The sequence below is a fragment of the Variovorax beijingensis genome, from assembly GCF_003951285.1.
GTDB classification, from domain to species: domain Bacteria; phylum Pseudomonadota; class Gammaproteobacteria; order Burkholderiales; family Burkholderiaceae_C; genus Variovorax; species Variovorax beijingensis.
This window is the reverse complement of record NZ_RXFQ01000010.1, coordinates 40,285-55,710: the sequence shown is the minus strand read 5'-3', so window position 1 is coordinate 55,710 and position 15,426 is coordinate 40,285. Positions and strand designations below refer to the sequence as shown.

The window sequence follows — 15,426 nt, the reverse complement described above, 5'->3', positions numbered from 1 at the left end:
TTCACCCCGGGTGGGACAACAGGCCGAGGCGCGTGGCCTCGAACACGGCCTCGCTCTTGGAGTGCACGGCCAGCTTGCCGTAGAGATTCTTGATGTGCGTCTGCACCGTGTGCACGCTCAGGCCCTTGAGCCGCGCGATCTCTGCATAGGAAAAACCGCGCGCTATCAAGGTCAGCACCTCGTGCTCGCGCGCGGACAGCAGGCTGGGCGCCGTGGTGGTGTTGCCGAGGGCCGCCTCGGGCGGCGCGGCGGCCAGCGTCCCGGCCAGCTGCAGGCTGCGGTATTTGGCCAGCACCCGCCGCGCGATCATGGGCGAGATCGGCGAGGCACCGGCTTTCATCTCCACGATGGTCTGTGCAATGTCTTCCGGCGCGGCGTCCTTGTGGATGTAGCCGACGGCGCCGGCCTCGATGCTGGCGAGCACGTTTTCCTCATCGCCGAAGACCGAGATCACCAGCGGCTCGCAGCCCGGAAAGCGCGCCACGGCCTCGCGGATCACGTCGAGTCCGCTGCCGTCGGGCATGCCGAGATCGACGAGCAGCACGTCGGGAATGATGGTGGTCTGGGCCATCCACGCCAATGCCTCGTGCACCGTGCCGGCGCTTCCGAGCCAGAAAAGGCTGCCGCTGCGCTGCACGCTCGCCTCGAAGAAGGCGCGCGCGCGGCTGTCGTCCTCGACCACGAGCACGCCCCAACGGTGCGTCTTCCCGGTGTCCGTTGCCTCGATATTCATGGGCTTGAGCATAAGCTTCGGCGCATGGCAAAAGGGCCGGCGGACCTCCCGTTTTCATGGGATGCGGACACCGGCGCGGGCCGTTGAAACTCGCTTTGACTTGCGAGTCCGGTCGCACGCTCCAGTTGAATACTTTTGGCTTCTGGGCATCGCCCATAGACCCCGTGGCAAACCAACACCTCCGTGCAGTAAGTCCTCATATCGAAGCCTCGTGCGCCGAGGACCGCGTCGAGCGCACGGTCCTCATGCAAAATCAACCGGCTCCATCAAGGGAGCTGTGTAGCCCGCACCACTTCCAGTCTCCGCCCCGCATGGACCCGCAAACCACTCACCTGTTGTACCTGCACGGATTCCGCTCTTCGCCCCGCTCCACCAAGGCGCGGCTGATGGCCGCGCGCGTGGCCCAAGAGCACCCCGATCTGCAGTGGTGGTGTCCACAGCTGCCGCCCTCGCCGCGCGAAGCCATCGACATGGTGATGAAGGGCATCGCGGACTGGCCGCGCAAGTCGATGGCCGTGGTCGGCTCCTCGCTGGGCGGCTTCTACGCCACCTACGTGGCCGGCATGACGCGCTGCCGCACCGTGCTGCTGAACCCGGCGGTGCATCCGGCGCGCGATCTCGCGCGTTACATCGGCGACCAGACCGCGTGGCACGACCCGGCCGAGCACTTCTATTTCAGGCCCGAATACATCCAGGAGCTGCGCACCATGGAAGTCGGCGCACTCACCCGCCCCGAGCGCGTGCTGGCCATCATCGCCAAGGGCGACGAGGCGCTCGACTGGCACGAAACCTCGGCGCGCTACCCCGACAGCAACATCAAGCTGATCGAGGGCGGCGACCATGCGCTGTCCGATTTCGAGGAAAACCACCTCGACGACGTGATCGCGTTCATCAATCCCGTCTGAAGCCCGGCAGGCATCGCGCAGCGCCCAGGCCCGTGCGCGTCCCCAAGTCTGGGACAATCCGGGCATGTTTGTATTGTTTGAAGAAGCCGGCAAGTACCTCGGCGGCCGCGTGCTGTCGGAGGCCGAAGCATCGGCGCAGGTCGAGCTCGACACCGGCAAGCGCGTCAAGGTCAAGGGCGCCAACGTCGTTCTGCGTTTCGAGAAGCCGGCCCCGGCCGAGCTGATCGCCGAGGCGCGTGCGCTCGCGGCCACGATGGATCTCGACCTGGCCTGGGAATTCGCGCCGGAGGGCGAGTTCGGTTTTGCCGATCTCGCATCCGACTATTTCAGCGACAAGCCCACCCTCGCGCAGCAGGCCGCGGCGCTGTTCGCGCTCTTCGAAGCGCCGCACTACTTCCGCCGCGCGGGCAAGGGGCGCTTCAAGAAGGCGCCGGCCGAGATCCTGCAGCAGGCGCTGGCCGCCATCGAGAAGAAGAAAGTGGTGCAGGCGCAGATCGTCGAATGGGCCGGCCAGCTGGCCGAGGGCATCTGCCCGCAGCCGATCCGCGAGCAGCTCTACAAGATCCTGTTCAAGCCCGACAAGAACGCGCCCGAATACAAGGCCGTGGTCGACGCCGCGCGCGCCACCCAGCGCCCGCCGCTCGACCTGCTGGAACGCGCCGGCGCCATCGATTCGCCCTACCAGTTCCACTGGCGGCGCTTCCTGTTCGAGAATTTTCCCAAGGGCACGGGCTTCCCGGCGCTCGCCGCGCCGCCCATCGTGGACGACCTGCCGCTGGCCGAAGGCGTGCAGGCGTTCTCGATCGACGACTCGCAGACCACCGAAATCGACGATGCGCTGTCGGTGCAGGGCCTTGGCAGCGGCACCGTCACGGTCGGCATCCATATCGCCGCGCCCGGCCTGGCGCTGACGCCGGGCAGCGCCATCGACCAGGTGGCGCGCGCGCGCATGTCCACGGTCTACATGCCTGGCCACAAGATCACCATGCTGCCCGACGAAGTCGTGAGTACCTACACGCTGCTCGAAGGCGGCGACCGGCCGGCGGTGTCGCTCTATGCGCGCTTCGACGAAGCCACGCTCGAGCTGCAGTCGACCGAGACGAAGCTCGAACGCGTGCCGATCGTGGCCAACCTCCGGCACGACCAGCTCGACGCGGTGGTCACGCAGCCCTGGCTCGAAGACGCTTCGTTCACGAGCGAGGACACGCCCGAAGCTGCTGCGAAGCTGCGCGCGCCGCTCTCGTTCCTGTTCCGCCTCGCCAAGCAGCTGAAGGCCCAGCGCGAAGTGGTGCGCGGCAAGCCCGAGAACTTCAACCGGCCCGACTACAACTTCCGCCTCGTCGGCAACGACGGCGAACCGAACGGCAGCGAACAGGTTCAGATCACCACGCGCCAGCGCGGCGCGCCGCTCGACCTGATCGTGTCCGAAGCCATGATCCTGGCCAACAGCAGCTGGGGCGGCTGGCTCGGCGAGCTCGGCGTGCCCGGGCTCTACCGCAGCCAGGCCAGCCTGGCGCCCGGCATCAAGGTGCGCATGGGCACGCGGGCCTTGCCCCATGCGGGCCTGGGCGTGAAGAGCTATGCCTGGAGCACCTCGCCGCTGCGCCGCTACACCGACCTCGTGAACCAGTGGCAGATCATTGCCGCCGCGCGCCACGGCAAGACCGCCGCACTGGCCGCGCCGTTCAAGCCCAAGGATGCGGACCTGTTCTCCATTCTCTCGGGCTTCGACGCCGCCTATGCAACCTACAACGCCTACCAGGGCGGCATGGAACGCTTCTGGACGCTCAAGTACCTGGAGCAGCAAGGCATCACCGAGCTCGTGGCGACCGTCATCAAGGACATTCCGAACGGCGCGCTGGTGCGTGCGGACACCCTGCCGCTGGTGTTCCCGGTGGCGGGCCAGCAGGAGCGCGGCGCGCGCCTGCGCGTGAAGCTCGGCGAGATCGACGAAATCGCGCTCGACGTGCACGGCACCGTGCTCGAGCGCCTCGATGCGCCCAAGGCCGATGTCGCGGCCGAGGAGGAAGGCGGCGACGAGGAAGTGGAAGAAGTCGCCGGCCCCATCGCCATTGCAGTCGACCTCACCGACAGCGAGGCGGCCCCGGAGAACACGCCGGCATGAGCACCGGTCATCCCATGCGCGCCAAGGAGCGTCGTCCATGAACTTCAGGGATCTGAGCACGCTGCAGATCGCACTCGGCGTGTCCGTCATCGCGCATGCCGCACTTCTTGCGGTGCGTTTCGTCGATCCCGAATCGTTCAACCGGGTCTTCAGCGAAACGGCGCTCGAGGTGATCCTGGTCAACAGCAAGACCAACGACAAGCCCGACGCCAGGACCCGCGTGATGGCCCAGACCTCGCTCGCGGGCGGCGGCGACCTCGAACGCGGCCGCGCCACCAGCCCGCTGCCGCCGTCGAGCTTCACCGCCGTCGGCGACTCGATCGAGGAGGCCCGGCGCCAGGTCGAGGCCATGCAGGCCCAGCAGATGCAGCTGCTCGCGCAGCTCAAGCGCGACCTCGCCGCCATGCCCGCGCCGGACCCCCGCGCCTCGGGCGATCCGAAGGAGGCCGTCGCGCGCGAGGAAAAGCGGCGCCAGATGGTGGAGCTGCTGGCCGAGATCGAGCGGCGCGTGAACGAAGAAAACGCACGCCCCAAGAAGCGCTACCTGAGCCCTTCCACCCGCGAGGCGGCCTACGCCATCTACGTGGACACGCTGCGCCGGCGCATCGAGGTGCGGGGCACCGAGAACTTCCCCACGGCCGCCGGCAAGAAGCTCTACGGCGAGCTCAAGATGACGATCACCATCAACCACGACGGCAAGATCCTCGACACCGTGGTCGACGAAAGCTCGGGCGACACGACGCTCGACCGCCGCGCCAAGGCCATCGTGCACAGCATCGGCAGCTTCGGAAAATTCACCGATGCGATGCGAAAAGAGACCGACCAGATCGTGCTGCAGTCGCGCTTCAAGTTCACGCGCGACGAGACCATCGAGCTCTCTTCCCAATAGACAACAGCGGATCCACGCGCCATGGACCTGTACTGCGTAATGGGCAACCCCGTCGAGCACAGCCGCTCGCCGCGCATCCATGCCCGGTTTGCCGAACTCTGCGGCCAGCAGATGGACTACAGCCGCCGGCTCGTTCCGGTCGGCGCCTTTGCCGAAGGCGTGGCCGCCTTCCGCCGGGAAGCCGCCGAGCACGGCGACACGGCGCGCGGCTGCAACGTGACCGTGCCCTTCAAGTTCGACGCCGCCGCGCTCGCGCAGCACACCAGCGAACGCGCCGTGCTCGCGCAGGCGGTGAACACGCTGCGCTTCGAAGCCGACGGCAGCATCCACGCCGACAACACCGACGGCATCGGGCTCGTCAACGACATCGTGCGCAATGCCGCCGTGCCGCTGGCGGGCCGCGAGCTGCTGCTGATCGGCGCGGGCGGTGCCGCGGCGGGCGTGCTCGGGCCGCTGCTGGACGCCGGCGCTGCGCGCATCGTGGTGGCCAACCGCACGGTCGGCAAGGCCATGGCGCTGGTGCAGCGCCATGCGGCATTGGCGCTGCGCCACGGCGCAACGCTCGAAGCCTGGGCGCTCGACGAGGTGCCCGGCAATTTCGACGTGGTGGTCAATGCCACGGCTTCCAGCCTCGCGGGCGACGCGGTGCCGGTGCGCGCGCAGGTGCTGCGCCCCGGTGCGCTCGCGGTCGACCTGATGTACGGCCCCGCGGCCGCCGGCTTCATGGCCTGGGCCGAGGCGCACGGCGCCGTGCCGCGCGACGGGCTCGGCATGCTGGTCGAGCAGGCGGCCGAGGCGTTCGAGATCTGGCGCGGCGTGCGACCGCCCTCCGCGCAGGTGCTGGCCGAATTGCGCGCCTCGCTCGCCGCCGGCCAATGAAGCGGCTGCTGCGGCTGGTGGCCTGCCTGCTGGTGGCGGGCGTGGCGATGGAGCTCTTCTTCGTGGGGCGCATCGCGGCCATGGCGGTGATCGACCCGCAGAGCACCGCGTTCCAGCGCTCCGAAGCCTGGCAGATCGCCATTCACCAGGGCCGCAAGGGCGCATGGCGCCAGGAGTGGGTCCCCTACGCGCAGATCAGCGACAACCTCAAGCGCGCCGTCATCGCGAGCGAGGATGCCGACTTCATCGACCACAACGGCGTGGAATGGGAAGCCATCGAGCGGGCGCGCCAGCGCAACGCCAAGGCCGAGGAGCTCGCCGCCAAGCGCGCGGCGCGCGCCATCGCACGCGGCAAGCCGGTGCGGCCGGTGCAGCTGCGCGGCGGCTCCACCATCACGCAGCAGCTTGCGAAGAACCTGCTGCTTTCCGGCGAGCGCACGCTGCTGCGCAAGGGCCAGGAACTGGCGCTTGCGATGGCGCTCGAGGTGCTGCTCGACAAACGGCGCATCCTCGAGATCTATCTCAACAACGTCGAATGGGGCGAAGGCGTGTTCGGCGCCGAAGCGGCGGCGCAGTACTACTTCAGGAAGCCCGCCTCGCGCCTGAGCACAGCCGAAGCCGCGCGCCTTGCCGTGATGCTGCCGAGCCCCAAGTTCTTCGAGCGCCGCATCGGCTCGTCCTACCTCAGCGGGCGGGCGTCGACGATCGTGGCGCGGATGCCGTCGGCCGAGCTGCCCTGAGGGCTTCGCGCAGCGCTTCGATGGCCAGCACAGCCGCGAAGCCGATCGCATAGGCCAGCACGTCCCACCCGTCGGCCGTGCTGCCGAGCACGATGCGCAGGGCGCGGTTCGGAATGTGCAGGTGCCAGGCCGAGGCCAGGAACTGTCCCAGCTCGACCGCCAGGCCCACGCCGAGCGCAGCCAGCGCCATTGGCAGCACGCGCGCGGCAACGAAGGTCTTGAAGACGAGGTAGACCCAGGCCACGGCCAGCACGTCGCCGAAGAAGCTTCGCAGCCAGCCCCAGCGCGCGCCGATGGTGGCCAGCAGCACGAGAACAAGGAACAGGGCCATCGCCCACATCAGAGAAAGAGGATCGAAACGCCATCGCATGCCCCGTATCATCGCGCCCATGCTGGCAAAGCTCACGGGTTGGTTGTTGTTGGGAATCGTCCGGTTGCTCACCGGCGCCCAGGCGCGCTGGTACGGCTGCCCGCCGAAGGCCGAACAGCGCATCTATTTCGCCAACCACCAGAGCCACGCCGACCTGGTGATGATCTGGGCGGCCCTGCCCGAGGAACTGCGCAGCATCACGCGGCCCATTGCGGCGCGCGACTACTGGGCCAATACGCCGGTCAAGCGCTGGATCACGACCGAGGTGTTCAACGCGGTGTATGTGGAGCGCGCAGCCACGGCGTCGGCCACGCCTGCCGCAGCGCCGGCGGAACCCGACGCTCCGTTGCCGCCCGTGCAAGATGCCGCTGCTGCGCCGCAACCCGAGCGCATCGAGCCTTCGATGGAGCCCCTGCTGCCGTTGGCGCCCATGGCACCGGCTGTCGTCGATATCACCCCTGAAGCCTTCGACGAAGTGCAAGGGCGGCTCGACCTTCCGGCTCCGCCACCACCACCACCACCACCGCCGCCGCCGGCCGCGCCGCCAGCCGTCGAGCCGGTACCGCCCGCGCCCGACCCGCTGGCACCGCTGGTCGAGGCACTGCGCAGCGGCGATTCGATCATCATCTTTCCCGAAGGCACGCGCGGCCACACAGGAGAGCCGCAGAAGTTCAAGTCGGGCCTCTACACGCTCGCGACGATGTTTCCCGAGGTGGTGCTGGTGCCGGCGTGGATCGACAACGTGCAGCGCGTGATGCCCAAGGGCGAGATCGTGCCGGTGCCGATCCTGTGTTCCGTCACCTTCGGCGCGCCGATCCGCGTCGAAGAAGGCGAGGAGCGCCGGCCGTTCCTCGATCGCGCACGTGCCGCGGTGATCGCATTGCGCGATGTCTGACATGAACCAGTTCCTGCGCAGCCTCACCCCGACCCAGCAGGTCGCGGCCCTGTTCCTGATCGTCTTCGGCCTGCTCGTGATCGTGAGCACCGCGGCCCTCTTCCTGAGCTTCAGGGAACGCCGCAACCCCGTGCACGACGCCGCCTGGCAGGCCGAGCTCGCGCACTACCGCAAGCTGCTGGGCACCACCTGGTTCATGGTGATCGTGTTCTGGGTCGGCTGGGCCCTTGGCGAGACGGTGGCCACCGTGCTGTTCGCGCTGATCGCCTTCTTCGCGCTGCGCGAGTTCATCACGCTCTCGCCCACGCGGCGCGGCGACCATCGCAGCCTGATCCTGGCCTTCTTCGTCGTGCTGCCGATCCAGTTCTGGCTCGTCGCCACCGCGCGCTTCGACCTGTTCACCGTGTTCATTCCGGTCTACGTGTTCCTCGCGATCCCGGTCGCGAGCGCGCTGGCCGACGACCCGAGCCACTTTCTCGAGCGCAACGCCAAGCTGCAGTGGGGCATCATGGTCTGCGTCTACGGCATGAGCCATGTGCCCGCGCTGCTGCTGCTGAGCTTTCCGGGCTACGAGGGCAAGAGCGCCTTTCTCGTGTTCTTCCTGGTGTTCGTGGTGCAGACCTCGGTGCTGGTGCAGCACATCATTTCGCGCCGCATGCAGCGCAAGCCCTTCGCACCCAACGTGAGCCGCAGCTTCAACTGGACCAGCTGGGGCATCGGCATCGGGGTGGCCAGCATCGTGGGCGCGCTGTTCTCGTTCATCACGCCCTTCAAGTTCGGCCAGGCCCTCGCGGTGTCCGTCATCGCCTGCATCGCGGGCTCCATGGGCCACCTGGTGATGAAGGCGCTCAAGCGCGACCGCGGCATTCCCAACTGGGGCAAGAAGGGCGTGGGCGTGACCGGCGCCAACGGCCTGCTGGACCGCGTCGATGCGCTGTGCTTCGCAGCACCGATCTTCTTTCACTCGATCCGCTGGTACTTCAACCTCTGACATGCGCATTCTCGGCATCGACCCCGGCCTCCTGACCACCGGTTTCGGCGTGGTCGATGCGGACGGCCATGCACTGCGCTACGTGGCCAGCGGCACCATCAGCACGCGCCACCTGGGCAGCGGCAACCTGCCGGCGCGGCTCAAGGTGCTGTTCGACGGCATCGCGGAAATCGCCGCGCGCTACCAGCCCGATGCCTCGGCGGTCGAGATCATTTTTGTCAACGTCAATCCGCAGTCGACGCTGCTGCTGGGCCAGGCGCGCGGCGCCTGCGTGACCTCGCTGGTCAACAGCAATCTCACGGTGGCCGAATACACCGCGCTGCAGATGAAGAAGGCGGTGGCGGGCCACGGCCAGGCCGCCAAGGCGCAGGTGCAGGAAATGGTGAAGCGCCTGCTCGACCTGCCGGGCCTGCCGGGCGCCGATGCCGCCGACGCGCTGGGCATTGCCATCACGCATGCGCAGGTGGGCCGGTCGATGGCGCGGCTGGCCGAGGCGGCCGAGCTGTCGAAGACGCACGCCGGCACCTATCGGCAGGGACGCTCGCGCTGACTCAGCGCACGATGTAGCGCAGGCCGCCGAGCCGCGTGCGGCGCTCGCGCACCTCGGCTGCCACCGATGCGCCGCCGCCCTCCAGCGCACGCGCGATCCACGACCCAAGCTGCGGCATGTCGCCGGGTGTGAAGCCCAGGCGCACGATCTCCGGCACGCCCAGACGCAGGCCGTTGATGTCTCTTTCCACCGGCGCAATCGGAAGGCCGATGCCGCAGGCCAGCAAACCGCCTTGCGCCAATTTCTTCGCGGCGCGCTGCCCACCGCCCCAACGCTCGGCCTCGAGCGCGAACTGGTGCGACTGCGTGAAGCCGCGGGCCTTCGCGAACACCGGCAAGCCCTCGGCGTCGAGCGCGCGTGCGAGCGCCTGCGCGGTCTCGCGCATTGCCGCGGCGTAGGCCCTGCCGTGCACCTTCCAGTCGAGCAGCCCGCGCGCCAGCGCCGCGGTGCGGCCCGCATCGGAGTTGGCCGTGAGGCCGGGGTAGGCGATGGCGTCGATGCGCTCCATCAGCGCCGCGTCGTTCGACACGATCAACCCGCCAGCCGGACCGCCGAGGCTCTTGTAGGTGCTCATGGTGATTGCATGCGCACCTTCCTCGAGCGGCTGCGGCCAGGCCTTGCCGGCCACCATGCCCGAGAGGTGTGCGGCGTCGAACAGCAGTTTGGCGCCCACGCTGTCCGCGATCTCGCGGATTGCCGGCACCGGGTGTGGAAAAAGATTCAGGCTGCCGCCGATGGTGATGAGCTTCGGCTTCACCTCGCGCGCGAGCCTGGCGAGCGCCGTGGCATCGACCGTGTAGCCGTCGGCATCGACCGGTGCGGGCACGGTCTTCAATCCATAGAGCCCGGCCGCGCCGGCCGCATGGTGCGTGACGTGGCCGCCGATGGCCGGCGGCGGCGCGATGATCGTGTCGCCGGGCCGGCAGGTCGCCATGAACACGTAGAGGTTCGACAGCGCGCCGGAACTCACGCGCACCTCGGCAAACTTCGAGCCGAAGACCTCGGCGGCCAGTTCGGCCGCGATGACCTCGATGCGCTCGATGGCCTCCAGCCCCACCTCGTACTTGTCGCCCGGGTAGCCCAGCGAGGCCCGCGAGCCGAGGCCGCGCGACAGGAGCGCCTCGGCGGCCGGGTTCATCACGTTGGTGGCGGGGTTGAGGTTCAGGCCCTCGCGGTCGTGGATGCGGCGGTTCTCGTCCGCGAGCCTTTCGATCTCGGCAGCAATGCCCGGCGCATCGCGCGCGGCGGCATCGCCGGCAATGGCGAGCACATGGTCTTCGCTGGCGGCGGGAACCCAGGAGCGGCGTTGGAGGGCGGCGGGCATGCGGCGGATCTCGCTGGAAGTGGCAGGTGGCCGCATGGTCGCCTGCGTCATCATTGCGGGCAACACGGATAATCTGGGCCCGAGCCCTAGAAAAACTTGGGGTTCCACATCGCATGCCGCTCGCACCACCTCGCCCTCGCCTGCCCCCGCACACGGCCGTTCGCGCCTTCGAGGCTGCGGCACGCCACGGCAGCTTCGCGCGCGCGGCCGAAGAGCTGTTCGTCACGCCGGCCGCCGTCGCGCAGCAGATCAAGGCGCTGGAGACCTGGGCCGGCGGCGCACTGTTCGAACGCCACAGCCAGGGCATCCGCCTCAGCGCGCACGGACGTCGCGCACTGCCCGCGCTCAGCGCCGCGGTCGACCAGCTCGGCCTCGCAGTGCAGGCGCTGCGCCACGAGACGCAGACCGCCGCGCGCCGCAGCACGCTGCAGGTGGCGGCCCTGCCGGCGATGGCCCAGCTGTGGCTGTCGCCGCGGCTTTCGCGGCTGAAGGCGGCGCTGCCCGGCGTGCAGGTGTCCGTGACGGCGCTCGAGCAGCCGCCGAACTTCCGCCGCGAACCCTTCGACCTCGGGCTCTTCTATGCACGCCCCGGCGATCGCATCGAAACGGCCGTCGGCGCGCAAGGCATGGCGCTCACGCGCGACCGGCTCGTGCCGGTGTGCAGCCCGCGCCTCCAGCGGGCGTTGCCCAGCGGCCGCCCGCGCGCGCTCGACGACCTGATCGATGTGCTGGCCCGCTGCGGCGGACTGCACGACACCGTGTGGCACGACGACTGGGCGCGCTGGCTGCAGGCAGCGCGCCCCGGCACCACCGCGGCCGAGGCCGATGCGCTGGCCGCCGGTCCGGACTTCTCGCTCTACAGCCTCGCGCTGCAGGCGGCGCTCGACGGTGAAGGCGTGCTCATGGGCCGCGAGCAATTGGTGGCGCCGCTGCTCGCGCAAGGCAGGCTGCACGCGCCCTGGGGGCGGCCGAAGGCATTGGGCGACACGCTGATGCTGTTGGTGCCCGCGCACCGCAGGGGCCCGCTGCTGGCGCAGCAGGTGCAGGCGTTGCAGGCGCTGTCGGAGAAGAAAACCTAGCTGAACCTAGACGACACGTTCGGCGATCAGCACCGCGAAGAAGCCGAAGGCCGCAAGCAGCGTCCACTTGAGCACGATCCAGCCGAAGCGCCGGTACTTGACCTGGCCCGTTCCCGCATAGAACGCGAACGACACGCCCGCCACCAGCAGAAGCAGCAGGATGGCCCAGCGAAAGAGAAGCATTGCCGAAGACGGCCTACCAGGCCCGCGCCACTTCGCCGAAGCCGCGCGGTGCGCGCTTTTCGTCTTCGAAGGTGACGACCTCGTAGGCATCGCTGTTGGCCAGCAGTTCGCGCAGCAGCCTGTTGTTGAGCGCATGGCCCGAGCGGAATGCGGTGTAGGCCGCGAGCAGCGGCCTGCCGATGATGTACAGGTCGCCCATGGCGTCGAGGATCTTGTGCTTCACGAACTCGTCGTCGTAGCGCAGGCCTCCGGCATTGAGCACCTTGGTGTCGTCCATCACGATGGCGTTGTCCAGGCCGCCGCCGAGCGCGAGGCCCTTGCTGCGCATGTACTCGACTTCCTTGGTGAAGCCGAAGGTGCGCGCGCGTGCGATGTCGCGGCTGTAGGAATCGGTGCCGAGGTCGAACTCCACGCGCTGGCCAGTGGAATTGACCACGCGGTGGTCGAAGTCGATCTCGAAGCTCAGCTTGTAGCCGTGGTAGGGCTCCAGGCTCGCCCACTTCTCGTTGGCGCCCTCGCCCTCGCGTACCTCGACCTTGCGCGTCACGCGGATGAAGCGGCGCGGCGCCTTCTGCAGCTCGATGCCCGCGCTTTGCAGCAGGAACACGAAGGACGAGGCCGACCCGTCGAGGATCGGCACTTCGTCGGCCGTGATGTCGATGTAGAGGTTGTCGATGCCCAGGCCCGCGCAGGCCGACATCAGGTGCTCGACCGTCTGCACCTTGGCACCGCCGGTCGAGACGGTGGAAGCCAGGCGCGTGTCGGTCACCGCTTCGGCGGTCATGCGGATGTCGACCGGCTCGGGCAGGTCGACGCGCCGGAACACGATGCCGGTGTCCACCGGAGCGGGGCGCAGCGTCAGTTCCACGCGCTGTCCGCTGTGAAGCCCCACGCCCACGGCGCGGCTGATCGACTTGAGGGTTCGTTGTTGCAGCACGCCGAGGATTTTAGGCGCGCGGCGGCCATGCCGCCCTATTCCCCTCGCTATGGCAGCGATAGACATGGGTTCTATGCCAGGCGACCGACGATGGACGCAAAGGGCACGAAGCGGACGCAGCGCCTAGAGCCGGCAGAAGTCCCTTTCAGGTCTTCCCCGTACCCCTTGCGAACCTTCGTGCCCTCTGCGTTCGGTTGCCCTGCCGTCAATCGGCTTGACGGCGCAGGAATGCCGGGATCTCGAAATCGTCCATGCCGCCCGACGACAGCGCATCCACCTTGGCCGCGGCCATGGTGCGGTTCGTGCGCCACACGCTGGGAACGGCCATGCCGTCGTAGTTCGGCTGGTTGCCGCCGCCGTGGCCGGCGTGGCCCGCATGGCCGGCGCCGAGCGTGGGCACGTTGAACGGGATGTTGTCGGTGCCGGTGCGGATCACTTCGAGCGTCGGCGCCTGGCGGCGCGCATCGGCGCGCGAAAGGCCGGTGGCGACCACCGTCACGCGCATCTGGTCGCCCAGACTCTCGTCGTAGGCCGCGCCGTAGATCACGTGCGCATCGGGCGAGGCATAGGCGCGGATGGTGTTCATCGCGAGCTTCGACTCGTTCAGCTTCAGCGAACCCTTCGACGCAGTCACCAGCACCAGCACGCCCTTGGCGCCCGAGAGGTCGATGCCTTCGAGCAGCGGGCAGGCCACGGCCTGCTCGGCGGCGATGCGCGCGCGGTCCGGGCCGGCGGCAGCGGCCGTGCCCATCATGGCCTTGCCGGGCTCGCCCATCACGGTGCGCACGTCTTCGAAGTCGACGTTCACGCCGCCGTACTCGTTGATGATCTCCGAGATGCCGCCCACGGCGTTCTTGAGCACGTCGTTGGCATGCGCGAAGGCTTCGTCCTGGGTGATGTCCTCGCCCAGCACGTCGAGCAGCTTCTCGTTGAGCACCACGATCAGCGAGTCGACGTTGGCCTCGAGCTCGGCCAGGCCGGCATCGGCGTTGGTCATGCGGCGCCCGCCCTCCCAGTCGAAGGGCTTGGTCACCACGCCCACGGTGAGGATGCCCATCTCCTTGGCCACGCGCGCGATCACGGGTGCGGCGCCGGTGCCGGTGCCGCCGCCCATGCCGGCCGTGATGAACAGCATGTGCGCGCCATCGATGGCGGCGCGGATGTCGTCCACCGCGGCTTCGGCCGCGTCACGGCCCTTGTCGGGCTTGCTGCCCGCGCCCAGGCCGCTGGTGCCCAGCTGGATGATCTTGTGTGCGTTGCTGCGCTGCAGTGCCTGCGCGTCGGTGTTGGCGCAGACGAACTGCACGCCCTGCACGCCACGCTCCATCATGTGCGCGACAGCATTGCCGCCGCCGCCGCCGACTCCGATCACCTTGATCTGGGTGCCTTGGTTGAATTCTTCGACTTCGATCATTTCGATGGTCATTTCTAACTCCTTGAATTTGCAGTTGCCGTTGTGTATCTATGAATTTTTCTGGTGTCTTGACGAGTTCAACGAAGCTGTCGTCGCGGCGGTGGACCTGTGCGCCGCCATCGCTCGTTGAAATGCAGGGGCGGACCGCCGCGTGCGAGCCAGAGTGGGGAGTGGTTCATGGTCAGAAGTTCCCCACGATGAAGTCCTTGAAACGTCCGAACGCAGTCTTTACGGATCCGTTCTTCTGCGCGACCTTGAAGCCGCGCATGCGTGCGAAGCGTGCTTCCTCGAGCAGGCCCATCACGGTGGCGGCGCGCGGCTGCGCCACCATGTCGGAGAGCGCGCTCGAATACTTCGGAATGCCGCGGCGCACCGGCTTCAGGAAAATGTCTTCCCCAAGCTCGACCATGCCGGGCATCACCGCGCTGCCGCCCGTGAGCACCACGCCCGAGGACAGCACCTCTTCGTAGCCCGACTCGCGCACCACCTGCTGCACCAGCGAGAAGATTTCCTCGATGCGCGGCTCGATCACGCCGGCCAGCGCCTGCTTGCTCAGCATGCGCGGACCGCGGTCGCCCAGGCCGGGCACTTCCACCTGCGTGTCGGGGTCGGCCAGCAGCTGCTTGGCGTAGCCGTTCTCGACCTTGATGTCTTCCGCGTCCTTGGTGGGTGTGCGCAGCGCCATCGCGATGTCGCTGGTGATGAGGTCGCCCGCGATCGGGATCACTGCCGTGTGGCGGATCGCGCCGTTGGTGAAGATGGCCACGTCGGTGGTGCCCGCGCCGATGTCCACCAGCACCACGCCGAGCTCGCGCTCGTCCTCGGTCAGTACCGCCTGGCTCGAGGCCAGTGGGTTCAGCATCAGCTGGTCGACCTCGAGGCCGCAGCGGCGCACGCACTTGATGATGTTCTCGGCTGCGCTCTGCGCGCCGGTCACGATGTGCACCTTGGCCTCCAGCCGCATGCCGCTCATGCCGATCGGCTCCTTCACGTCCTGGCCGTCGATCACGAACTCCTGCGGCTCCACCAGCAAGAGGCGCTGGTCGCTCGAGATGTTGATGGCGCGCGCAGTTTCCACCACGCGGGCCACGTCGGCGGGCGTGACTTCCTTGTCCTTCACCGCCACCATGCCGCTCGAATTGATGCCGCGGATGTGGCTGCCGGTGATGCCGGTGTAGACGCGGCTGATCTTGCAGTCGGCCATCAGCTCGGCCTCCTTCAGGGCCTGCTGGATGCTCTGCACCGTGGCGTCGATGTTCACCACCACGCCGCGCTTGAGGCCGTTGCTCGGCGCGATGCCGAGCCCCGCCAGTTTGAGTTCGCCGCCGGGCAGCACCTCGGCCACGACCACCATCACCTTGGCGGTTCCGATGTCGAGTCCGACAACCAGGTCTTTGTATTCTTTGGGCATT

General features: G+C 68.2%; 16 protein-coding genes. 9 read left to right on the top strand and 7 right to left on the bottom strand.

Annotated elements, in window-relative coordinates; translation table 11 throughout:
* Position 1: 1 nt before the first annotated feature.
* Positions 2 to 745: a response regulator transcription factor gene (locus EJO66_RS18415; RefSeq protein ID WP_124960415.1), complete on the bottom strand. Its 744-nt coding sequence runs from the start codon at positions 743 to 745 to the stop codon at positions 2 to 4.
* A 299-nt stretch (positions 746 to 1,044) separates the two neighbouring features.
* Between EJO66_RS18415 and EJO66_RS18410 the strand changes: the two genes are divergently transcribed.
* The 5 genes from EJO66_RS18410 (at position 1,045) to mtgA (ending at position 6,271) form a co-directional block, all read left to right on the top strand.
* On the top strand, positions 1,045 to 1,638 hold the full coding sequence (locus tag EJO66_RS18410) for a YqiA/YcfP family alpha/beta fold hydrolase (protein WP_124960414.1): 594 nt from the start codon (positions 1,045 to 1,047) through the stop codon (positions 1,636 to 1,638).
* A gap of 64 nt (positions 1,639 to 1,702) precedes the next feature.
* The gene (locus EJO66_RS18405) at positions 1,703 to 3,763 is read left to right on the top strand and encodes a ribonuclease catalytic domain-containing protein (protein WP_124960413.1); all 2,061 of its coding nucleotides are present in this window, start codon (positions 1,703 to 1,705) and stop codon (positions 3,761 to 3,763) included.
* A 37-nt stretch (positions 3,764 to 3,800) separates the two neighbouring features.
* Positions 3,801 to 4,652, top strand: a complete 852-nt coding sequence (locus EJO66_RS18400; RefSeq protein ID WP_124960412.1) for an energy transducer TonB — start codon at positions 3,801 to 3,803, stop codon at positions 4,650 to 4,652.
* Positions 4,653 to 4,673: 21 nt separating this feature from the next.
* Positions 4,674 to 5,531 (top strand): shikimate dehydrogenase, encoded by an 858-nt coding sequence (aroE, locus tag EJO66_RS18395; protein WP_124960411.1) that lies wholly within the window; start codon positions 4,674 to 4,676, stop codon positions 5,529 to 5,531.
* The gene (mtgA, locus tag EJO66_RS18390; RefSeq protein ID WP_124960410.1) at positions 5,528 to 6,271 is read left to right on the top strand and encodes a monofunctional biosynthetic peptidoglycan transglycosylase; all 744 of its coding nucleotides are present in this window, start codon (positions 5,528 to 5,530) and stop codon (positions 6,269 to 6,271) included. Before aroE ends, mtgA begins: the two co-directional genes overlap by 4 nt.
* Here mtgA and EJO66_RS18385 read toward each other — a convergent pair.
* Positions 6,216 to 6,653, bottom strand: coding sequence for a ribosomal maturation YjgA family protein (locus tag EJO66_RS18385; RefSeq protein ID WP_124960473.1), 438 nt, complete (start codon positions 6,651 to 6,653; stop codon positions 6,216 to 6,218). The genes mtgA and EJO66_RS18385 overlap by 56 nt on opposite strands.
* A gap of 7 nt (positions 6,654 to 6,660) precedes the next feature.
* Between EJO66_RS18385 and EJO66_RS18380 the strand changes: the two genes are divergently transcribed.
* The 3 genes from EJO66_RS18380 to ruvC are packed head-to-tail and all read left to right on the top strand — an operon-like array spanning position 6,661 to position 9,077.
* Positions 6,661 to 7,536 carry a lysophospholipid acyltransferase family protein gene (locus EJO66_RS18380; RefSeq protein ID WP_125965799.1) on the top strand — a complete coding sequence of 292 codons (876 nt, stop codon included), beginning with the start codon at positions 6,661 to 6,663 and terminating at the stop codon, positions 7,534 to 7,536.
* Between the two features lies 1 nt (position 7,537).
* Entirely contained in the window at positions 7,538 to 8,527 is a 990-nt protein-coding gene (locus EJO66_RS18375; RefSeq protein WP_124960472.1) for a phosphatidate cytidylyltransferase, read from the top strand.
* A 1-nt stretch (position 8,528) separates the two neighbouring features.
* Complete coding sequence (gene ruvC / locus EJO66_RS18370; RefSeq protein WP_124960408.1) at positions 8,529 to 9,077, top strand: crossover junction endodeoxyribonuclease RuvC; 549 nt, start codon at positions 8,529 to 8,531, stop codon at positions 9,075 to 9,077.
* 1 nt (position 9,078) lies between these two features.
* Here ruvC and EJO66_RS18365 read toward each other — a convergent pair whose 3' ends face one another.
* Positions 9,079 to 10,401, bottom strand: a complete 1,323-nt coding sequence (locus EJO66_RS18365) for a serine hydroxymethyltransferase (protein WP_124960407.1) — start codon at positions 10,399 to 10,401, stop codon at positions 9,079 to 9,081.
* 113 nt (positions 10,402 to 10,514) lie between these two features.
* Between EJO66_RS18365 and EJO66_RS18360 the strand changes: the two genes are divergently transcribed.
* Positions 10,515 to 11,480 carry a LysR family transcriptional regulator gene (locus EJO66_RS18360; protein WP_124960406.1) on the top strand — a complete coding sequence of 322 codons (966 nt, stop codon included), beginning with the start codon at positions 10,515 to 10,517 and terminating at the stop codon, positions 11,478 to 11,480.
* A 6-nt stretch (positions 11,481 to 11,486) separates the two neighbouring features.
* On the opposite strand, the gene EJO66_RS32590 is transcribed toward EJO66_RS18360, so the two are convergent.
* From EJO66_RS32590 to ftsA, 4 genes are all read right to left on the bottom strand, one after another.
* Positions 11,487 to 11,663, bottom strand: coding sequence for a hypothetical protein (locus tag EJO66_RS32590; protein ID WP_164547854.1), 177 nt, complete (start codon positions 11,661 to 11,663; stop codon positions 11,487 to 11,489).
* Positions 11,664 to 11,676: 13 nt separating this feature from the next.
* Positions 11,677 to 12,600 (bottom strand): UDP-3-O-acyl-N-acetylglucosamine deacetylase, encoded by a 924-nt coding sequence (lpxC, locus tag EJO66_RS18355; RefSeq protein WP_164547853.1) that lies wholly within the window; start codon positions 12,598 to 12,600, stop codon positions 11,677 to 11,679.
* A gap of 205 nt (positions 12,601 to 12,805) precedes the next feature.
* Positions 12,806 to 14,026, bottom strand: coding sequence for a cell division protein FtsZ (gene ftsZ, locus EJO66_RS18350; protein ID WP_012746073.1), 1,221 nt, complete (start codon positions 14,024 to 14,026; stop codon positions 12,806 to 12,808).
* Between the two features lie 169 nt (positions 14,027 to 14,195).
* A complete protein-coding gene (gene ftsA / locus EJO66_RS18345) occupies positions 14,196 to 15,425 on the bottom strand; it encodes a cell division protein FtsA (RefSeq protein ID WP_007832444.1) in 1,230 nt (409 codons plus the stop codon).
* Position 15,426 lies beyond the last annotated feature (1 nt).